We start from the raw sequence: 20741 nt of genomic DNA, 5'->3' as shown, positions 1-20741 counted from the left end.
ACTAATTTACCCCTAATTTTTCCAGCAAAATTGGAGGCGATGCAAACAGCATTTCGGCACTACTTATTTCGACAGCTACCTGTACGGTATGTCCCTTTGTTAAGCGTACACCGGTATCTCTATCTGTTATCGTATAATTGATCTTAAATCGATTTTCATATTCAGAAACCTCAGCGCAAATAACAATCCATTGCTGAAACCGCAAAGGCTTTGCATATCGTACGCGCAAATCTATGACCGGCCAGGCAAAACCTGATTCCTTCATCTGTTGGTAGTTATATTCCAACTGATCAAACAATGCACATCGGGCTATTTCAAAGTACTTTGCATAATGCCCATGCCAAGCTATCTCCATCATATCCACATCGTGGAAAGGAATTTGTAGTTCAACTTGTGCCGTCCATTTTTCAGGGCGCATAGGTTTATTAGTTTTCATATAAGCGCCAATGTCTTTGCTGAATTAACGAAACGAATTTTCTCAATGGCTGTTCAAGCTCTCTATCTTCCTCCAGAAAAGAAAATTCATCTCCTATCTGCCTGATTGTGGTATTAAGAGCGGTAGATAATTTTTCCAAATCCACTCCTCCACTACGAACTCGAAGCTGAATGCCCTGCCAAGCAGCCATCAGTGCCGCTGCGGTTGTTTGCTCCGTTAACTGTAATACCCTGATACAGTCCCTGGCAGCAATGGTGCCCATACTGACCTTATCCTGGTTATGACACTCCGTTGATCTGGAAAAAACACTTGCGGGCATGGTCTGCTTTAGTGCTTCAGCAGTCCAGGCACCCGCACCAATTTGAACAGCCTTAAAGCCATGGTTAATCGATCTTCGAGGCCCGGTTACACCTGATAGGTTTGCCGGGAGTCCATTATTGAACTTAACATCTACCAGTTGGGCTATTTGTCGATCCAGTAAATCAGAGAGGTTTGCTACCGCATTCTTCAGGCTATCCATGGCGAAGGCTATATGCCCACCATAGAAGTGCCCACCATGAAGCACCCTCTCGTTTTCACCATCAATGATCGGGTTATCATTGGCACTGTTTAGTTCGTTATGAATAAACTGCTGGAGCCAGGGCAGAGAGTCCTGTAACACACCCACTACATGGGGAGCGCACCGAAGTGAATAGCGATCCTGCAATCGGCTATTTTGTCTTGGAGCAGCACCAACATTGAGATCGTCATGAATCCACTTTGCAATCTGGTTTTGACCGGGGTGAGGCTTCACTGCAAAAAGCGCGCTATCGAAATGATAGGCATTGCCATCCAACGCAACGCTCATCATGGAGGTAATACGAGCACTCAGCTGTGCTAGATACTCTGCCCGTTTGTAGGCTAAGCACGCCAAGCCAGTCATTGCGGCGGTGCCATTCATTATCGCCAAACCCTCTTTTGGGTATAGCTTTAATGGCTCAATCTGCAATTCATCGAATACCTCAGCAGTATCTCTCTGGTGGCCTCGGTACCAAACTTTGCGCTCCCCGCACAAAACCGCAGCAACATAAGACAGTGGGGTCAAGTCGCCACTGGCTCCCACAGAACCCTCTTGGGGAATTACCGGAATAATGTCTTTCTGAAGTAACAAAACCAATTGCTGCAACAGCCGATATCGGACCCCTGAACTGCCCTTTGCAAGGCTGGCAATCCGGGCAGCAACAATCGCTCTACTCTGCTCAAGAGTAAAGACTTCCCCCATTCCACAACCATGGAAGGTAAATAATCGATGAGGTAACTCTTCCACCAGGTCTGCTGGAATACTTTCGGTACAGGAATCACCATATCCAGTGGTTACTCCGTAGATCACACCTTCCTTCTGCCAAAGGCTATCCAGGAACTCGGCACCGCGATTTATCCTTGCGACAAAGCCCTCTTCATCAGATAGAGAGATATCGCCACGGCCAGCTGCAATGGTGTTTACCTGATCAATAGATAGATCTGTGCCATCAAAGACTACTTGGGTTCGTTGTAATACTGCTGAATTCATTTTTGCTGATCCCAGAACGGGTAAAAGTTATACCATTGCAAAGGTGCTATATGACAATAGCGTTCCAACCGTCGCGCAAACTCCTCGACAAGAGAGCGAATATGCCCCTCTCTGTCACCGCGTTTCATCACAACGCGATCGCAGAGTTTTTCCATATAAATATCGTATCCGGAAGTACTGCGCAGACAGAAAAGTGTGTACACCGGGCACTTGAGCAGCGCAGCAAGAATATAAGGCCCCTGGGGAAAAGGCGCTTTTCGCCCTAGGAATTCTGCCTCGCAGGTGCGCCCCATAGAGTTAATAGGTGTTCTATCACCGACAATAACAACCAGCTCCCCAGCCTCAACAGCCTCGGAGAGTCGCATCGCTAGAGCGGGAGTTACTTCTGTCACCTGAATAAGCCGTACTTGACTCAGGGGGTTGAGCATCTTCATCATGCGATTAAATTTCACCGCATGCTTTGTATGCACCAACACATTTACCCGTACCTTTGTCAGGCTGCCAAGCGCTCTGCAAACCTCCAGGTTCCCGAGATGAGAGCCAATTATTAATCCACCCTGGCCACTAGCCGCCAACTGGTGAAGACCCGCTCTTTTCGGGAAATTTACCTGACTATCCGGGATACCCACAAACCAGGCTTCAAGCTTTTCTCTAGCACTGTTAGCAAAATTAAGAAAAATTCTAAATCCGGTTTTCCAATTCGGTTCTATACCGCTAGATGGGTAGCGTTTAGCGAATAATTCCAAGTACTCACGGATCGAATTGCGGCCACTCTGATTTTTTAGGTAATAGCATAAAACTACCGGGTATACCGCAACTTTAAAGGCAATCGGACCCAACCAGTGATGCAACCAGAATAAGAACTTGATACCCAGGAAAAAACCTTGTTCCCGATATTTTGACCAGTGTAAATTACTCACGCTTTTCGTCCTACTGTCGAAACACGCAGAGTTCTGGCCAACATGCCAAAAAATAGACGGGTGTGCATTGCCGATATAAGGAAGTTATCCTCAAATCCCCGGAAATGGGAAACGCCATCTATTGGGTAGCTCACATTAACAGGTACCTGGCAGAGACCGCCTTTGCTCCAATACCACCGTACCAAGATCTCTGGATCAAAATCCATTCGATCACCGGTATACTCGTTATCTAACAAATCTACAGTTCGAGATAAGGGATAACAACGCAGCCCACACATGGAATCCTTAATCTCCAGAGAAAGAGTATTAATCCAGATCCATACATGAGTTAGATAGCGTCCCCACAAACGAACTTTAGGTACTGATTTATCGTATTGCGGATAGCCACAAATCAGTGAATCAGGGCACTTTCTGCTTTTCTCTAGGAATTGAGGTATATCAGCGGGGCTGTGTTGACCATCGGCATCGACTTGAATTCCATGACTATATCCAAGCTCTTTCGCAGCTCGCAGACCACTTTTTACCGCAGCACCTTTTCCACCATTAGCCTGGCGAACAACCAAGTGAACCCGGGGACCATAGCTCTGCTCTAAGCGTTGTAGTTCAATTCTACAGGGTTTATCACAGCCATCATCTACCAGAATGTAAGGCAGGTTAAAGCCATCCAGAGATGCCAGCGTCTGTGCGATCGCCCCCTCATGATTATAAACGGGTATTACAAAACAAAAGTTAGACATGGCTGAAGCACAACCTACCACTGCTATATTCTATATTGCCATCTTGAGTGTTTCGAAAAGAATAATTTAATTTGTTCTTTTCCTGGCTGAACTCCAAAGATAAAGTGACAGCATCACCGGGCATCATTAACTGCTTAAATTTAATCACTTCCATTTGGGTAAACGTACTGCCGGCTTTTACAAGTGGGCGGCCAAAATGCATAGCCCAATCCAGCTGTACCACTCCCGGCACTACCGGTGAGCCTTCAAAATGACCATCCAAGCAAGGCAAATCGTCATTAACCGTAAAATTAACTTGACGAGTATTATCTAATATTTCGCTGCTAATAATCTGTGGCACCATTGCTGCCGGAATTTCATCAAAAAGTTGCATTAGCAGGTCTCTCGTTATTTTTCCCTGTAAGTTAGTGGGAATTTCATCAACAAAACGCCAAGAACGTGGCACAGCCACGCCATCAAGATCCTTGGCCAGGGTTTCTCTAAGTTTACGAACAAGAGAAGCCTTTCCTTTCTTTTGCAATAGTTCTTTCCCGGATTCCGTAAGTGTGGCAACAGCGGCAACTACTTTTCTTTTACGCTCCAGGACAAGTGCATTGGCTTTTACAATATATGAGCTACCAACTAGTAGGGACTCAACCTGTGTAAGAGAAATTCTTTTCTCTTCAATCTTAATAATGCGATCAGCCCGCCCCTTAAGTTCGAACATACCGTCTGTACTTATTAGTACTTTGTCCTGACAAATAAACTCCTTGGGTAACCACGGAGAAGAGACTTTGAGTAACCCATCGCTATTTTTTGCAATGTTCACTCCTTTTAGTGGACTCCAACTTTTCTGACGCAATTGATTACGCCAGGCAATCCCCCCGGTTTCAGTGCTTCCATAGACCTCTATGGGCTGGATTCCACACAACTGATCAATCGCCTTTGCATCTCCTTCCAGTAAAGGCCCCCCAGAAGAAAAGATATCCACTAAGGACTTTCCTAACTCCCATGGCCAGGAAGAAATACGGCGGCTTAACTGTGCAGGGCTTGCAACCCACACGGCAGGCCCCCATTTCTGGGCGTCTTGGAGTAATCCCACAATATCCACATAAGTCTTACTAACAAATCGACGCCCGCTGGCTAGCGGCCACAGTAATTTAAACAGTAAGCCATATATATGCTGGTGGCTTACTGTTGCCAAAGTAGTTGTATTAACCACCCGGGATGACCACTTCAGATTATGGGCCTTAACCTCATTGAGCAATTGATATAAGGTTTTATCAACGGTTTGTGGTTCACCACTGGTTCCTGATGTGAATAATTGAATACCAGCATCAAAATAACTGGGAACAGATAGCTCTTCGCTATATTGATCCGGAATATTTATAGTAAATGCCGAGCTGTCTTCCCAGCTGCCCAGTAATAGGGTTTGCTCACCCAGTTTTTGCTGAGTAAATCGCTTGTTATTTGCCGGAATAACAACAACTTCACAACAAGACATAGCGGCAAAAAAAAGTAAACTAAACTCGTAACTATCTTCACAGAAAATGGCAGCTTTTTTGATCCCAGCTTCGTTTAGGGATTTTTTTAGCTTTCGCTCAACAAATGCCAATTCACGCTTAAATTGTGCGAATGAAATTTCCCCACGACTTGAATAGCTAACTACTGCTTGGTCATTCGAGTAACCAAACACCTGTTCAAACTGTACTTTGTCCACGGCCTTAACTCACACCTTATTTTGGACGCGACGACGCAGTAGCCATTCACCACCCATCATAATTCCCATTAGCACATATGAAACAAGGCCATTGTAAAGAGTCCAGACTTTCATATCGCCGTTTAAAACAGTTGCCAGTGCGAGGCTTCCATTAATTAAAAAGAATAGACACCATGCCTTGGTAACCTTTCGTGTATATAGAATACCTTCAGGTGGTAAATCTGGAGTCGTAAGGCGAGCAAGCCGTTCTACTAATGTTTGCGGTTGACTCAAACTGTATAAAAACAGTGAAAATAGAATCAAGTTACAAAGTACTGGATACCAAAGAAGTCCGTTTGAGTCGCCCCTTAACCAGGAAACCCCAACAACAAAAGCCAAGGCCACGGCCATTAACTTGGTGCCAATCGCCTTATTCGCGCCGCCAAACAATACCCTTAAAACCGCAACCATCAACAGCAGTAACAGAATACTACTTAAAGACAAGTATTCTATGCCAAAGTAAATTGCCACAGGGTACAGTGTCAGAATAATGACCAATATTAGCTGCGCGAATCGACTCACTTCTCTGCCATTACCTTTTCAATTGCACCAACTACATCTCCAACAGTTCTTACACTTTTGAACTCTTCAGGTGCAATTTTCTTTCCTGTTACTTCTTTCAAGCGAACAATTAGGTCCACAGCATCAATACTATCTATATCAAGATCATCAGAGAGGTGGGCTTCTTCTTTTACATCCGCCTCATCGACCTCAAACATCTCAACCAGAATTTCGGTCAATTTTGGCAAAATTTCTTCTCTGCTATTCAACATAAATACCTCTATTATGCGCGGCTGCTGCTGACAAAATTTGCCAGGCTATTCACATTAGCAAAATGCGATTTTGTATCTTCGCTTTCTGCATCTATTGATATGTTGTATTTTTTTTGCAGAGCAAGACCTAACTCTAGTGCGTCAATAGAATCCAGCCCCAAGCCCTCTCCAAAAAGGGGCTCATCTGCTACGATTTCTTCTGGAGTAATATCTTCCAGATTTAATACATCAATAATCAGAACTTTAAGCTCTTCAACTAACTCTTTCACGCAGCACACTCCTCGGTAAAAAATGCTTTTAATTCTTGAGTAACCTCTCGGGCTACTTGTGGTGTTTCATCTTTTTCTTTTACTTGAATAAAACTCTCTGATTCATTCACATCGAATTGAAAATGTGGTCGACTCAGAGGAATACTGTACCAAGGAATATTTTTCATCAGCATCGGTGGATTACACCGTATTGTTACCAGAGTTGGGGTCACCCCGGAGCGTAACGCCATGTAGGCTGCCCCACGCTGAAACCTAAACGGTTGTCCTGGTACAGAGCGAGTTCCCTCTGGAAAGAGAACTACTGATTCCCCTTTTTGTAGTGATTTCGAAGCCAGTTCGATAATCTGTTCCGGGTCATCATTAGGTATATAGCCTGCAGTCATTACTGCGCCGCGCATAAACGGGTTTCTAAATAAACTGGCTTTTACAATACAGTTGGCATTCGGTATTCGGGATATTAGAAATACCACATCAATAAGCGATGGATGATTTGCCAATATCAATTGGCCTGGTTTAGCTAACTTTTGTTCATCACGAAATTGATAGGTGTAGATTCCCGTGATATGCATAAAGCCAATAAACAATCGAAAAGCGTTGTGGATACACAAACGAGCCTTGCATTTTCGAACTTCTGCGTCCCGATAGATCACCTTTAATGGTGGGAACAGAACAAACCGCAGTATCAATCCACCGATACCGAACAGGCTAAATGCTATCGCCGTAGCGACCAACCTTAGCCAATACTTGTCTTTTTTCTTTGCCGGCAATAAGTTAACTGGCATTGATCTGTAGCTCCCATCTCTCTGAAACAGGTATACGCCCCTCGCGATCAATCAAAGATCTAATCAACGGAAGCTGGTAATCAGGCTCTGCAAATACTGACTCAGCTCCCGCACATTCACTGGCAGTTAACGATAGTTTTATATCTGTATCACTAGATTTATGTTTCGCCAAGCGCATAGCCGTTGCGCAAATATATGTTGAGCTCTCAGCGCTGGGATAGTAAATCTCAGGTAGTGTTTCTTCACAGAACACTAAAAGCAATTCCTCAGCACCCTCTTGGAGTAGACCAGCAGCCTCTATAAAACCCGACTGCATAGGAAAATCCCCCCCAGCTAAAGCAAGTGCTGGAGACCTGGTTTTACAGGCAATAGAGAACTGTCCTGCAATTGCGTTGTGTACAGAAAGTCCAAATGCAGTTGGCGATAGGTCTTCACTTGCTGCAACGCCTTGTAACAAGGAATAAGTCCTCATTGCTTCGCCATGCACTGAGCAAAGCAGTAAAGGAATATCTTCCTGCTCTAATAGCGGAAAAGCGGTATTAAAAACGGCTTTAGCCAGCGGACTCAACCGACGGCGCTGCATTGCAGGAAGAAAAGACACATCCGCCTGGCTATTTCCACCAAGCTGCTTTTCTCCTCTACGCCAACCCTGCCAATCCGATTGATCTGATATTCCCGAGCACCATGCTCGCCAATTACTGACAACAAATTCCATAACCAAACATTAATTCTGGAGCAGAGCTCCATCCCCCAAAATCAAAAAGCTGAAGCTGGCCTTTCCCACCATTATTTTTAGTTGGCTAATAGGTATTGCGCGACCAGAGACAGGGCGGGAATGGTACACAAAATGACCAATAGCCGCCAGTAAAAGCGCTGAATTATAGGTCGATGCGCGGCCTTAGATTACAGTGAAATACACGGGCTTTTCCGGCCACTTATTCTCTCGTACTATGGTACACATTTGCCATGGGAAACTTGTATTGCACAGCCCCCCAGCCGTTAAAGTGAAGGTTTTTTAAGTCGACCAGATTCCATCGCTTCCAAAGGGAACAAATTCTTAGGGGTTATCAAATGCCTTACTTTACCTGCTCTTCCTTCAATAGCTGGTCAGGAAACTGGCAGGGAGATTCCATTCACCTGCTGGGAAGCACTGAGCTCTCACGGCTGGAGAAAATACACAGTATTAAACGCCGAGCCCAGTTCCTGGCCGGGCGAATATTACTGCGCACTTTAATTGCGGAGCAATACGAGTATTCACCTTGGGAAATTACAGTTGAGGCTGAAGCACCGACCATTGCTATGGTTAGAGGAAAACCCCTTTGTCATATTTCCATAAGCCATTCCGATGACTTTGTTGCCGTAGCAATAGCGGAAACTCCAGTAGGTATTGATTGCGAAAATGAGTCCCACCAAAGGAATTGGTTGGCCATGGCTAAGCAATACTTCCACAAGGCGGAGATAACCGAACTAAACTCGCTCCCAACATCGCAAGTAGCTGCTTGTTTCCTCACTAAATGGACCGCCAAAGAAGCATTAGCTAAATGTTCTGGTGTCGATTTGGGGCAGCTGCTGGCCTCAGCTCCTGTAATTAACCGACCTCAGCAATTGAACCATCCGTACAAGAATTACCTATTGTGGACAGGACAGCCGAAGCCTGGAGCCTACCTAAGCCTTGCGGTTAAACACAATCAAGCCACCTCTGTCGTAAACCCAATAGGCACATTTAGAGCTAGCCACTGCGGGAGAACAAGCGATAGTACTATCCTGAAGCCAATCAATGGTTTCAGTTAGGGTTGCTCCCAGGGTGTTCAAACCGCTCAATCCCTGGAAAATAAATCCCCAAAGAAATCACCTTCGTACCAATATGGTTGACTGTCGGCATCGGCAACTTGCCGGGCAATCAGGTAATTTACCTGGGTAAATTCCTCAGCCGCCTCATAATTAATCTGCTCGTCCGCAGCATCCCCTGGCTTGTGGTAGCGCTCGCGGAAGAAAGCCATCTGTGCAGCAGTACCATCCACACTGGGGTCTTTTGCCTCCCTTCCGGTAATCAAGTAGATTGAGGGCACTCCGCGACGGACAAAATTGTAGTGGTCACTGCGCACGAAGATAACTTCCTCCGGCATAGGATCGGGACTGAGTTTAAGCCCGGAACGGTTTGCAGCCTCCTCCGCAACTCGCCCCAAAGATGAATGTTCAGCACCGAAAGCAATAATATCGCGGAATGGATAGAGCAGCATGGGCATATCAAGGTTGATATTGGCTACGATCGATTCCAGTGGCACCGTGGGGTATTCGGCAAAATAATCCGACCCCAACAAACCTTTTTCCTCTGCGGTAACAGCAACGAACAGCAGTGATCTTCGAGGATTTTGCCCGGATTCAACAAAAAGACGTGCGGTTTCCAACATCACCGCAATACCGGCAGCATTATCCTGGGCACCGTAGTAAATCTCGCCGTCCTCTTTCTTTCCAACATGATCCAGGTGTGCGGAAAAAACAACATATTCATCTTTCAGGATTGGATCACTTCCCGGTAAAACAGCCACTACATTCGGGCTGGTTACGCGCTTGTGGTTAGAGCTGCTGCTCATTTTTGCACGGTAACTAAGGGGGAAGCCTTCTGGAGTTATTCCTTGCTCAATATCGGCAAAAATACTTTCAAGACTGCGCTCAGCGCCATCAAACAGCTTGCCGCCTGCAGCGATGCTCAACATAACTCCCGGGTGCATCCCCGGGATTGCACTACCGGGCATACCAGTCTTTTTCACCCAATCAAAAGTGTCGTCAAAACGGTGCTTCGCATAGTAGTCAAATGGGCGGCGTTTCTCCCGCTCAGGCGTATACAGGCGAACAAAACCCACAGCGCCATGTTTTGCGGCAACCTGGCGTTTGGTGCGAGGAGAGGAGTGGTGAGCCCCCACTTCACTGGGCAAGCTCTGCGGCCGGCCTGCTAACACAACGACAATCTTTCCCTGTACATCCAGGCCGTGATAGTCATTAATGCCAAAATCCGGAGCCTCAATACCGTAACCGACAAATACCAACTCGGCATTGATCTGCGAGCGCTCACTCAGTGCGGAGGGCGATGCTAGAAAGTCCTCGCCAAATTGCATGGCGATTTCATCGTTCTGGCCCTCTAAGACAAATTCAGGATCACTCCCATCCCAACTGGCACTGCGAAAAGGCACTTCCTGGAAGTAACCTTGCTCCCCTGCTGGAATCAGCCCCATCTTTTTAAATTGGCCAGCCACATACTGTGCCGCTTGGCGATAACCCTCGCTACCGGTATCGCGACCCTCTAGTTCCGCTGATGCGAGGAAATTGATATCTCTACGGATGTAATCACTATCTGCAATGGGGCCAGTGCTGTTAATGCTGGAGGTGGTACAAGCCACCAATAGTGCCATAGCCAGGGCACCCAATAGACTTTTAACTCTCATGGGGAGTGCTACTTCTCAGGAATACAAAGCGTGATTGTTGATACGGACAGGTCATTTGAAATCGCACCACTACAGGTGCTTGTGGACCGTCAAGCAATTGCCCATCTTACCACGATTTAGGGCAATCTAAGCTGAGGCCCAGTGAGCTGCGCCCTGACTGTACTCGCTAAACTCATCTATGCAGCCTTCCCCAAACCGGGGAACGCTTGTCCAACCGCATAAGCTACTTTCTCGTAGGCATTATCCGCACAAAAATCTCCATGAGCCGCAAGAAAGTGCAAAAATGGCTGCCTTAGGATTTGTTCGAAGTCGTACTTCAACCACAGCCTGGGATTTTTATCACTTGGTGTCACCCTTGCTCTCCAGGAGGGAGCAATCTGCATACCTCGGCGGATACCAGAAAACCTCAGCAGGTTTTTACCAAGCCAATTGCACCCATGCCATGACTGCCAATACTGCAAGGCATCACAACTGACCAGTAGTCCGCCACTAAACGGGAGCCACAATACGGCCTCTGGAAACTGACTTTGGGAAAAGACAATAAATTGCCCCCCCGGTATTGGACAAACACCCTCCTGTCGCAACACCTTATCTGCTTTCGGCGGATAAAAATCTGAGCCGCGCTGTGTCCAAAAGGTAAGATCAAAGTGGTCTCTGTAGTAGAGATCATCACGTCCATGGTGATAGCCAAGCCGTATCGCGTGACTCACACGCCCGAGATCTTTTAACTTTTCCTCCTGCTGTGGACGCAATCTGATGGGATTAATCAAGGTAAGGTGATCCTGCCAGCGAGCGATTCCCATATTGCGATTGATAGTGACCCCCGGCGCTAGTTTGATAGTTCCGGGAACATAAAAAAAATTAGGCAACAGTTGGCGAATCTCACCATGAGGCTCTGTGGGGGGGTAGTTGATACGCACTGGCAGGCTACATATCAGCTATATTGAACTCGATTTCGAATACCGCGCAGAATTTTTACTGCAAATTCCGCGCGCTCATCAGGGACAAAAATGTGGTCACGGTGTAGTGTGGATACCACGCTGGTATCTATTCCAGCCTCCATTAATTCCTGGGCGACCACAGGAATAACCCGCACCGCATCAAGACCAGCCAGGATCTGCAAAGTGATTTGGCGAAAGGGGGCGCTTGCGGCAATATCTAATTGCCGAGCCGAACGTTGAGGCAGTATCACACTCATTCCCTCACCTTCTCGGAAGAAACACAAACTCTCTGACAAAATATCTGTAAACCGACTATCTGAAACCTGACAAAACACATAGATTTCATCGTGCAGCTTGGGATACAAAGTTCTCAATGCTCTCACTACGGATAGATCAGCTTTCATGCTTTCTTTGCCGTCTGGAAGTTTTCTCCAACCTGATTAATACGACCGGTTTCTACACGGTCGCACTGCTTTTGGATCAATCTTTCTGATTAATACCTGTTTTCAGGTGAAAATAGTCCAACTCTAAAACTACTTTTTGTGGGCTCTCTATTACCCGGCAGGCTATTTTAATTTGGAAAAAATAAGATCACGCATTTTTTTAGAATTATTTTCCTAACAGAGCTGGCAGTTTAATAACTAAATATTTTTAAGAGTTTTCCTGAAGCTTAGAGAAGTCGGATTTTAGCTGGTGGAAAGTTAAAAATATATTGATGGGATTACTTCTTATTGAGAGAAGTTGACCCAATGACTGTGAGAAGTTACGGATTTCTCAGCTCTTCACCATCAAATTCCGGTTCATTGGGTGCCGGAGTTGTATCCACTTCCGACGAATCCTGTTCAACCTCCCAGCTCTTCAGCACCGCATCAATATCCTTTTCCAGTCGCACACGGGGAAATTTGGGGCAGGGTGAATCTCTATCTGGATCATGCCATGCGGATAGGGGGGCTACAAAAACTACGTAGGATTTATGCAGGCGATTTCGCCCAATACTCACTTCTGTCCATGTTGTTTGCCAGGCAAACTTTCCCCTTACCGCATAGTCGCTTTCGTAGGATTTTAAAGTGAGAAAATAGGGGTAAATCTTCCCTCGCTTGCAAATAATTCTGCGTCCGGTCTTTATATTGGCCATTTGAGTAAATGGATCAAAATACCAATTAATATCGTATCCAAATACGAATTGCATCTCTCCATTTTGCCTTAAAAAAGCGTAGGATCTCCCAGTGCCATCGGGCTTGAGACTCCAGACATGCCGCGCTTCACCATCGCGGGAAATCAGCCAGGCCCCAACCCATTGACTGGCATCGTAGCGTGATTTTGCATGCCAGCCTTCATTAAGTGTTTTTCGTTTCTCTTCACTGGCATTTGCAGTTACGACAAAAATTAGCAGTGGCAGGAAGAGATAGAATTTTATCCATTCCCACCCACTACTCATCTTTTCCACGCACGGATTAAATAGCGTTCGCACGGAATTAAGCTGCTAGCGACTGACAATATCCGGGCAACTTGCACCGGCCTTGGGGGTTCGCCAATCAGCCAACCGACGCTGAAAGCTCAGAAGTCCACCGCCCGCCTGCAGCCAATGACGGCCATCAATCACTGCAAATAGGAGGGTGGCACGGCTCCAATCTCGAAATGCGACAGATACAACCCCGCCCTTACAGCGCACCGAAGTTCCCGTTTTAACTCGCACCCGGTCACCATCCAATTGCCAGTTAATGGCAAAACCATGGGTCAATAGGCCTTTGGTATTAAATCCATAGGCATATCCGGAGCCATCGGCATGCAGTTGCCACACTAATTGATCATCGCCTTCACTCACAACCAGCCAATTTCCCGCCCACTTTTGCTGGGCGGACTCCGCCGAGGCCCACATTGGTATCGCTAGGAAAATTGCTGTGACAAATGGAACAACCGGCTTGATAAAATGCCGCTTTGGTAAATGACGCAAAAACTTCATGCGCTGCCCTACGGTATCGGCCCCAGTGCATTACAGGGGGCGGGTTATTCAAAAGACGACTGGGGAAGTCGCCAATTTTCCTTTCCGATTACGGGGCTAAAGCCTCACTTATCGGCATGAAAAAACGCTCAGGCGCTATTTTTCACATCCCTCGAAAAGTAAGGCTAGACGCAATTTACAACGGTGGCAGGTTAAACGTTAAAAATATTCAAATTTACGACAAATTCACAAAAAGAATGGCAAGTCACTTTTACCGGTAGTCCAACTATCTGGATTTTGCTTCGGAAAAATTCTTGTCTGCTCTCCACACCCGATACTTTAACTGCACGCCCTGAGGCAGATATATAACCATTGGCAACTTACTGCTATAAGGCAGCATCAAGCCATCACCGCGCACGGTGATAAATCGCCGGGATTCGCTGCCTTGGGCACAGACCTTTTGCGTATCTGTGGTCGGGGTCAGGTCGGACAGGACATAGAAGGGGTAACCCCAGCCTGGGAGTATGTCCTTGCGCAATGGGGCGCTAAAGCTTTGCAAGTTGCATTCCGCGACTTGGCTTTTTCCCGGTATCAACTCAACCCTAAAGCGACTTTCATCGACAACCTTGGGCAGCTTGATTACGTGACGTAACTTGCCATCAACCTCCTCTGGAAATGCATCCAGAGGCTCAGAACTGTGGCAATCCAGGGCCAGTAACAAGATGAAGGCAGTGGCAACTAATTTTGACATGGTATGGCCTCACTACTGCGCCGGGAAATGGCGGACAAAACTTTTTAAAGTCTAGTTCGCTTTTGTCTTCGCAGTCCCCACCAGAGCAGCGCCCCCAAACCAATTGCCAAAGCAAACAGAGCGGCAGTCCATAGGTATCGCTCCTCCCCCATCGCAGGTGGCTCCAACTTGGAGTGGGCCAGATTGAGATCCGTCCGCAGATTTTGAAACGCGGCAATAACTTCTGTAGAACTGGCGCCACCAATCAAGTCACCCCGCAATTGCTGCCATTGGACCTGAAGCTGCTCCACCAGTACCTTGTCACGAATCAGCAGCTCCTGTCGTAACGGCCTATACCCATCACGATAAGCCAGCATTAACTTACCGTATGCCGATGTTATATCTCCTCCTCGATAGTCCGTCTCCGCCAGCTGCAGCAAGCCAATTGCGCTGATAAGAGGGGGGATCAGAGTGCGTACAAGGTGGGGGTTTCCGCGCCACCACATCAATGCTTGTTGCAGAGTTGGCTCAAGTTCCGCCGGTTTAGTGGTCGCCATTCCCGGGAGTCCCAGTAACCCGGGGTAACGGGTCGCCAAGTCGGAAGAGGGTGGTAACTGATTCGCCACTGGAAAAGCAGCGACAGTCACCGCTAATGCCCAGCGCTGTAGGCCGGTCAGATCTCCATCAATGTCGACTGTGTGAATAGAGTCAGTTTCTGGGTCCAGGGTGTTATAAAGATCATAAAGACTGAACCCCGCCATTCTCTCGAGATCATTGAGGGCTGGGCCTTCATTACTACCCTCACCGTCGACACCGTGGCAGATGGCACACCGCTGCTGATAAACAGGCATCATAAAACCCGGCGAGGGCAAAGAGTAACTGGGTGACCGCTGCAGCTGATACAAAGCAGCAAGGCGATCGGCGATTGCATTGGCTCGACGGCGCACCTCTGCGCTGGAATCCTTATCCTCAATCGCCTTACGCAAGTCCGAGAGGCTTTTCTGCAAACCCTGCCGACCAGGCCGATCGGGGAGTTGAGTGACCAGACGCAGTACTTCTTCTACCTGTTGCTTCTGTAGTTCATACAGAGGAGTGTCCAGTCGCTGCCCGTTCTCTACAGCATCGCCGTAGTCTACCGCTATATAGGAGAGAAGATTGCTGGCCTGAGCGGCCACAGTATTGCTGCTTGAAGTGTCCTGGGCTGAAACAGGTGCGATTAAGCCAGCTAGGAGGGTAAACAGTAAAATCCATTTGAATCCCATTAGTGGCTTCCGGATCGGGCAAGGTTGATCGATGTTAGGAGCCTCTCGACAGATTGCGGGGCACCTTTCTTAGGGTAGAAATAAAAAACCCCGCTCGAGGCGGGGTTTCTTCAATCGGAAAGCTTAGCCGCGATCCGCTCGCTCTTTGGCAATCAGGTAATCCGCCACTTGCAGCATCAGCTCCTGGCCATTGCTCTTACCTTTATATCCGGGGAAAGAGGAACTGATGCGGTATTTACCCGCAACAACAACTTCCGGGGTACCAGTCATTTTGTAAGCGCGCTGATTGGCCATACCTTGCTTAACTTTGCTGTTGATAGCGAAGGAATTCATCAGCTTCGCAGCTTTGGCACCATCTTCACCATGCTTGTTAAACAGAGTCTCGATAGCCTTTAAGTCAGGCACCCAGTTGCGACCTTCGCGGACAGCCAGCATCTGGCGCTGAGTGTAGATGGTGTTAAAGATAGGAGTGTGCATCTTTTCCAGAACACCCATGGAGTCTGCTACGTAGTAAAGACGAGCGTGTACATCCATAACCGGCTGCCAAATTGCTGGCAATTTCAGCAGCGCAACATCGCTGGGCATCTTTTCTTTCCAGCGCTCCAGAGTTGGCTCAAAAGTGAAGCAGTGGGCACAGCCGTACCAGAACATCTCAGTCACTTCGATCTTGTCGTTGCTCTTTTGTGGTACAGCCTGCGGCAATACTTCATAGTGCTGGCCCGCTTTGAACTCGCCACTTTCCTGGGCGCAGGCAACGAGGCTGAACATTACAGCAAAAACCATCGTGATCGGGGCGAGAAATGCTCTCATAAGTCTTCTCCAACTTTTATTTAGTGGTGCGAACGCCATCTAGCGGCGGGCTGTCGAGCCACTGAGGACACAATAGACAACGCAGATTATTTAAGTTCCCGGACCCTCGTGCAAGGAAACACTGCAAAAACTGCCTAGTACGTCTATGGAAAGCGGCTTTATGCTCAGGCGACAGGCACAAAAAAGGCCGGTTGCAGACCGGCCTCAGTGTACTCAAATCCTGTGACTATTAGTCAGTCAGGCCTGCGATATAGTTGGCCAGCGCCTTGATCTCTGCATCGGAGAGTTGCTTGGCCACGGTGCGCATAGTGCGAACTTCACCGTCATTGTTGCGGGTACCCGCACGGAATGCTTTCAGCTGGGCTTCGATGTACTCTGGATACTGACCGCCCAGACGAGGGTAACCGGCCGGTGCATTGCCCAGTCCAGCAGGTGAGTGGCATCCCATACATGCGGGAACACCAGTCTCCATATTGCCACCACGGTAGATTTTACGTCCAAGCATCAGGCCGTCGACGTTCTCACCGTTGTTTAGCATCACGGAAATAGCCTCAGATCCGGTCAGCTGCATTGGCTGCGAGGCAAAGTAAGCGGCGATATCCTGCAGGTCCTGATCGTTGAAGTTGTCCAACTGACCGATCATTTGCGGCACATCGCGGGCCTTTTTACCGTCAGGTGTACCTTTAATATCTTTAAGCTGCTTATACAGATATTTTTCGCCGAGTCCGGCAATCTTTGGAAAAGCTGGAGCAATACTGTTACCGTCTGCACCGTGGCAGGCTGCACATTGAGCGGCTTTTGCCTTGCCCGCAGCAGCGTCGCCCGCAGCCAGCGCCAAGGGCACGGCGCCCAAGCCGAAAACTAAACCGAGTGCCAGAGCAGTGTTCTTGATAATGCTGTTCATACGTCGTCCCGTTGCGCGCTGAGAGATGGCGTTTCGCACCGCCCCCGATAGTCCTGCGACGCGAAAACGGCGGCATTATATACTTGCGCGCCAAGCGAGTGTACCGAATAAACAGACTTATACGATGTCAAATTCAGAATTTAAAGCCCAACCACCAAAACTGAACTACCGTTCCATACAATTTCTCACCAGTGCCCCCACCCTGACTGAGTGTCCGGAGGACTTTGGTGCCGAGGTGGCCTTTGCCGGTCGCTCCAATGCGGGGAAGTCCAGTGCCATCAATGCGCTCACGGAAAACAACAAGTTAGCGCGTACCTCTAAAACACCGGGGCGCACCCAGTTGATCAACTTCTTTCGCCTCTCCGACCAGCAGCGCCTGGTGGATCTGCCCGGCTATGGCTTTGCCAAGGTCGCCCGCAGTATGAAAGATGAGTGGCAGCGCCATCTGGCCACCTACCTTGAGAAGCGTGAGTGCCTGCGTGGACTCGTGTTACTAATGGACATTCGCCAACCCCTCAAGGAGTTCGATCTGCATATGCTCACCTGGGCAGTAGAGGCCGAGCTCCCAGTGCACATCCTGCTAACCAAGGCCGACAAGTTGAAGAACGGTCCAGCCAACAACACTCGCTTTGCAGTGGAGAAGACCCTCAAGGAGCAGGGACTCAATCACGGGGTCACTCTGCAGATCTTCTCATCGACCAAAAAAACAGGCCTGGACAAACTCGAGCGCAAGCTCAATGAGTGGCTGGAAATCCCAGAGGAAGCCGCACCCACCGACGATTGAACGAGCTGGGAGCCCGGGGGCAGCGCCCCCCGAGCAACACAAGCACTTCAATTTTTCTCACACCGGAGAAAATTCCTAAAAGTGAACTCCGGGCACACCAGTTGCCGCTGCTTTGCGCTTCTGTTCGGGGATCAGGGAGCGAAGCAGTACCCGGTGCAGCCGTCGGCGTGCCCCCGGAGTTAAACAATGCAATTCCTCTGCATGTAAGTACCTCTGCGCGAGAAGAGCGGCAAGGGTTTCTTCGTGTATGGCAATCGTCAACAGACGGGAATTGCCATCGGCATTCATCTTTTCATTCCCCTCAGTGCACTCTGTTTCCGCCATTAATACAGGCGGATATTCTGGCTGTGGAGAACTCACGTACCTGCTGCTGTGTCTCTCCGGGGTAGAGTGAGCTGATGCAATCCGCCGCAACCCTTTGCTTATGGCTATCGCCCAACTCGCGGGCGAGTACTGAGCTGGCGCCGGCAAGTATGTAGTTTCGAAGTTTTTCATCACCCAGCTCCCGGTAGGCAGCCATTAACCAGATAGCGCTTTCACTAAAACGCGTTGCCGAAATGGCATAAGTTGGCCACTGCTTTTCCAGAAGAAAGCTGGCCAGATCGAAGGCGCATCCCAAATAAGGTATTGCTTCGGCGTAATTGCACTCTTCAAGCAAAAGCTTGCCGCGCTCAATCCAATCGAGCCACGCCTTTTCTGCTCGATCCGTGTCAGCGGTCAACCATTGGCGATGGTTGGCACACAAGTAACGTAAATTCACCGATAACCCCCCATATTTGATTTAACTTAATGATAATGCGAACCATTATCATTTGCAAGCGCATTCACAAGCAACTTTTGCTTTCTTCTGTGATGGAGTCATTTAATGAAATAAAAAAAGCCGGCAGATGGGGCTGCCGGCTAGGGGACAGTGCCCTTGGGGTGGGGCACTTGTCAGACGCACCCAGGGGGACGGGTACGCCTGAGGGTTCTTTTCATCCCAAAATTTCTTTACCTGTTTCGATGGTAGGCTGAACTTTCATGCTTCCCAAGCGCATGTGTGAACCTTTAGGTTAGACCTATGCCATGCCCCAATTATGCCGGAAGTGGATAACAGGCAATGTAGTCGTGGGACCCAGGGGTAACTGTGAAAAACCTCTGCGGGAGTCTTGGGGAGATCCAATCTAAGGGCCTGCTCGCCGCATACGAAAACTTAAACTAGCTGAGCGGCTCACCAAACGATTTAAGCGCTTAATTCAAAAAGGAAAGGACAGGTGCCCCGATGGATGAAATTACATAAATTCACGAAAGACATAAAAAAACCCCGGAGTTGGGGACCATCCGGGGTAGAAAAAGCTAAACGCTTTGGGGTTAGGGAGCAACAATGAACTGCTTACTTGGATAGGCTCTCAAGCCCGATGGTTCCCGCTCCTTTGGTAAATAAGTGTAAACAAAATACGTGTTTTGGCGCCTCATACGTTCTTCTATGTAAAGGCGGTCGATTTTTATCAAATTGTTAACTCAGCCACTGGCCCATTGCTGTGCAGGCGGCGAATACAATCTGCAATCAACGGCGCACAATCTATCCACTCACAGTTTCCTCGCAGCTGCGACTGAGGAAGAGAATTAGTCACCACAATTGATTCCACCGGCAAGCGCGCCATTGCTGTATGGGCATCGCGACTAAATTGTCCGTGGACGCAAAACACCAAAATCCGCCTCGCTCCCGCTTTTATCACCGCGTCCACTGCCCGTGTAACTGTGTGGCCAGTAGCAAGTAAGTCATCGACGATAATGACCGTGGCATCCTTAACTTCCCCAATCAAAGTTCCCCCACTCAACAGAGCACCGCTGCGATACTTCTCCACAAATGCGCTAGCCACCGGCACCCCCAACTGATCCCCAAGGGCCAAACGGAATTTTTCCGCACGCTTTATCCCTCCTTCATCTGGAGACAAAACAACCAGGGGACCCGGGTCTCCGGACAGGCGCATTCGCGCTACTTCAATCAACAGGGGGTTGGAAACCAGGTGAACGGTGCGGCAGCGGAATGCGTTCTCAAAGGCCGCCAGGGAGTGAACATCCATAGTCACGACTACATCCACTCCGGCGGCTTCCAGAAAACTGGCTAGATAGCGACTCGGCAGGGGGTCGCGCAATTTGGTTCGCCGCTCTTTTCGTGCATAGCAAAGGTAGGGGATGACCGCAGTCACTCTCGCGGCACCGGCATCGCGAAGCGCCCCAATGAAAAACAGGCAGCGCATAAGTTTCTGGTCAACACAGCTGCTGGTATCGGTGTAAAGGGATTGGACCAGAAAAACATCCGCCCCTTCCACATCATCCAGTGGCCGAACTTTGTGTTCGCCATCATCGAATTGACGCTCTTCATGGCGAGATACCGGTTCACCGAGACTCGCGGCGACACGTCCTGCGAAGTCTGCTCCCACATCGAGACTGAATAACTTAATGCGGCTCATAAGCTCAGTACCCTGCCTGGCGCCTCACACTCGCTAAGCGCCTTGCCCACGTTTTAATAGAAGTATGGACAGTGGAATTTAGGATCTGGAGTACTGCGGGTGTTGCAGTTGTTGCGGCTTGGGTAGATAGGGAGGGTCAGGGCTGAAAGACAGGCAAAAAAATGCCCCGGACTTGGGGGAGTACCGGGGCAAACATCTGACTTCCTTGGGGGATGATGACGCATTCCAACGATCTTGCCTTTTTAGAGGGGCTGTCGCCGGAACA

At 48.5% G+C, this 20741-nt stretch carries 24 protein-coding genes; 2 read left to right on the top strand and 22 right to left on the bottom strand.

The features are described 5' to 3' along the window. Position 1 precedes the first annotated feature (1 nt). Genes ACJJII_RS06715 through ACJJII_RS06670 form a run of 10 tightly spaced genes read right to left on the bottom strand, consistent with a single transcriptional unit; the run spans position 2 to position 7919 of the window. Positions 2-436 (bottom strand): acyl-CoA thioesterase, encoded by a 435-nt coding sequence (locus ACJJII_RS06715; protein WP_444918696.1) that lies wholly within the window; start codon positions 434-436, stop codon positions 2-4. Continuing rightward, positions 426-1985 carry an HAL/PAL/TAL family ammonia-lyase gene (locus ACJJII_RS06710; RefSeq protein WP_444918695.1) on the bottom strand — a complete coding sequence of 520 codons (1560 nt, stop codon included), beginning with the start codon at positions 1983-1985 and terminating at the stop codon, positions 426-428. The genes ACJJII_RS06715 and ACJJII_RS06710 overlap by 11 nt, the downstream gene beginning before the upstream one ends. Next, on the bottom strand, positions 1982-2905 hold the full coding sequence (locus ACJJII_RS06705; RefSeq protein ID WP_157953838.1) for a lysophospholipid acyltransferase family protein: 924 nt from the start codon (positions 2903-2905) through the stop codon (positions 1982-1984). The genes ACJJII_RS06710 and ACJJII_RS06705 overlap by 4 nt, the downstream gene beginning before the upstream one ends. Further along, positions 2902-3642, bottom strand: coding sequence for a glycosyltransferase family 2 protein (locus ACJJII_RS06700; protein WP_444918694.1), 741 nt, complete (start codon positions 3640-3642; stop codon positions 2902-2904). Before ACJJII_RS06700 ends, ACJJII_RS06705 begins: the two co-directional genes overlap by 4 nt. Next, positions 3635-5341 (bottom strand): ApeI family dehydratase, encoded by a 1707-nt coding sequence (locus ACJJII_RS06695; protein WP_444918693.1) that lies wholly within the window; start codon positions 5339-5341, stop codon positions 3635-3637. Before ACJJII_RS06695 ends, ACJJII_RS06700 begins: the two co-directional genes overlap by 8 nt. A 9-nt stretch (positions 5342-5350) precedes the next feature. Next, on the bottom strand, positions 5351-5878 hold the full coding sequence (locus ACJJII_RS06690; RefSeq protein ID WP_444918692.1) for a COG4648 family protein: 528 nt from the start codon (positions 5876-5878) through the stop codon (positions 5351-5353). 20 nt (positions 5879-5898) lie between these two features. Beyond that, a complete protein-coding gene (locus ACJJII_RS06685) occupies positions 5899-6153 on the bottom strand; it encodes an acyl carrier protein (protein WP_413663941.1) in 255 nt (84 codons plus the stop codon). Between the two features lie 11 nt (positions 6154-6164). Further along, positions 6165-6422, bottom strand: coding sequence for an ApeE family acyl carrier protein (locus tag ACJJII_RS06680; protein WP_108731261.1), 258 nt, complete (start codon positions 6420-6422; stop codon positions 6165-6167). Continuing rightward, complete coding sequence (locus ACJJII_RS06675) at positions 6419-7189, bottom strand: lysophospholipid acyltransferase family protein (RefSeq protein ID WP_444918691.1); 771 nt, start codon at positions 7187-7189, stop codon at positions 6419-6421. Before ACJJII_RS06675 ends, ACJJII_RS06680 begins: the two co-directional genes overlap by 4 nt. A 4-nt stretch (positions 7190-7193) precedes the next feature. Next, positions 7194-7919, bottom strand: coding sequence for a beta-ketoacyl synthase chain length factor (locus ACJJII_RS06670; protein ID WP_444906745.1), 726 nt, complete (start codon positions 7917-7919; stop codon positions 7194-7196). Positions 7920-8275: 356 nt separating this feature from the next. On the opposite strand from ACJJII_RS06670, the gene ACJJII_RS06665 reads away from it, so the two are divergent. Continuing rightward, complete coding sequence (locus tag ACJJII_RS06665; protein ID WP_444906746.1) at positions 8276-8995, top strand: 4'-phosphopantetheinyl transferase family protein; 720 nt, start codon at positions 8276-8278, stop codon at positions 8993-8995. A gap of 26 nt (positions 8996-9021) precedes the next feature. On the opposite strand, the gene ACJJII_RS06660 is transcribed toward ACJJII_RS06665, so the two are convergent. The 9 genes from ACJJII_RS06660 to ACJJII_RS06620 all read right to left on the bottom strand — a co-directional run bounded on the left by ACJJII_RS06660 (position 9022) and on the right by ACJJII_RS06620 (position 17236). Further along, positions 9022-10647, bottom strand: a complete 1626-nt coding sequence (locus ACJJII_RS06660) for a M28 family metallopeptidase (protein WP_444918690.1) — start codon at positions 10645-10647, stop codon at positions 9022-9024. A gap of 176 nt (positions 10648-10823) precedes the next feature. Further along, positions 10824-11567: a hypothetical protein gene (locus ACJJII_RS06655; protein ID WP_444918689.1), complete on the bottom strand. Its 744-nt coding sequence runs from the start codon at positions 11565-11567 to the stop codon at positions 10824-10826. Between the two features lie 14 nt (positions 11568-11581). Next, the gene (locus tag ACJJII_RS06650; protein WP_444911866.1) at positions 11582-11992 is read right to left on the bottom strand and encodes an ACT domain-containing protein; all 411 of its coding nucleotides are present in this window, start codon (positions 11990-11992) and stop codon (positions 11582-11584) included. A gap of 359 nt (positions 11993-12351) precedes the next feature. Beyond that, positions 12352-13026, bottom strand: coding sequence for a hypothetical protein (locus tag ACJJII_RS06645; RefSeq protein ID WP_444918688.1), 675 nt, complete (start codon positions 13024-13026; stop codon positions 12352-12354). A 45-nt stretch (positions 13027-13071) separates the two neighbouring features. Beyond that, positions 13072-13551 carry a hypothetical protein gene (locus ACJJII_RS06640; protein WP_444918687.1) on the bottom strand — a complete coding sequence of 160 codons (480 nt, stop codon included), beginning with the start codon at positions 13549-13551 and terminating at the stop codon, positions 13072-13074. 265 nt (positions 13552-13816) lie between these two features. After that, entirely contained in the window at positions 13817-14281 is a 465-nt protein-coding gene (locus ACJJII_RS06635) for an ecotin family protein (protein ID WP_444918686.1), read from the bottom strand. Between the two features lie 44 nt (positions 14282-14325). Continuing rightward, positions 14326-15522, bottom strand: coding sequence for a biotin/lipoyl attachment domain-containing protein (locus ACJJII_RS06630; protein ID WP_444918685.1), 1197 nt, complete (start codon positions 15520-15522; stop codon positions 14326-14328). Between the two features lie 123 nt (positions 15523-15645). Further along, positions 15646-16332 (bottom strand): thiol:disulfide interchange protein DsbA/DsbL, encoded by a 687-nt coding sequence (locus ACJJII_RS06625; protein WP_444911864.1) that lies wholly within the window; start codon positions 16330-16332, stop codon positions 15646-15648. A gap of 229 nt (positions 16333-16561) precedes the next feature. Further along, the gene (locus ACJJII_RS06620) at positions 16562-17236 is read right to left on the bottom strand and encodes a c-type cytochrome (protein WP_282930502.1); all 675 of its coding nucleotides are present in this window, start codon (positions 17234-17236) and stop codon (positions 16562-16564) included. Between the two features lie 124 nt (positions 17237-17360). Here ACJJII_RS06620 and yihA point away from each other — a divergent pair, with 124 nt between their 5' ends. Beyond that, entirely contained in the window at positions 17361-18020 is a 660-nt protein-coding gene (gene yihA, locus ACJJII_RS06615) for a ribosome biogenesis GTP-binding protein YihA/YsxC (protein WP_444895556.1), read from the top strand. Between the two features lie 75 nt (positions 18021-18095). Here yihA and ACJJII_RS06610 read toward each other — a convergent pair whose 3' ends face one another. From ACJJII_RS06610 to ACJJII_RS06600, 3 genes are all read right to left on the bottom strand, one after another. After that, on the bottom strand, positions 18096-18308 hold the full coding sequence (locus tag ACJJII_RS06610; protein WP_444895557.1) for a hypothetical protein: 213 nt from the start codon (positions 18306-18308) through the stop codon (positions 18096-18098). A 13-nt stretch (positions 18309-18321) separates the two neighbouring features. Continuing rightward, positions 18322-18780, bottom strand: coding sequence for a hypothetical protein (locus ACJJII_RS06605; RefSeq protein WP_413663928.1), 459 nt, complete (start codon positions 18778-18780; stop codon positions 18322-18324). Between the two features lie 727 nt (positions 18781-19507). Continuing rightward, positions 19508-20476 carry a ribose-phosphate diphosphokinase gene (locus tag ACJJII_RS06600; protein ID WP_413663927.1) on the bottom strand — a complete coding sequence of 323 codons (969 nt, stop codon included), beginning with the start codon at positions 20474-20476 and terminating at the stop codon, positions 19508-19510. Between the last annotated feature and the right edge of the window lie 265 nt (positions 20477-20741).

Source organism: Microbulbifer maximicatervae (SeqCode) (genome assembly GCF_052467825.1).
The sequence above is the reverse complement of the archived record's forward strand: the minus strand, read 5'-3'. Positions and strand labels throughout refer to the sequence as shown.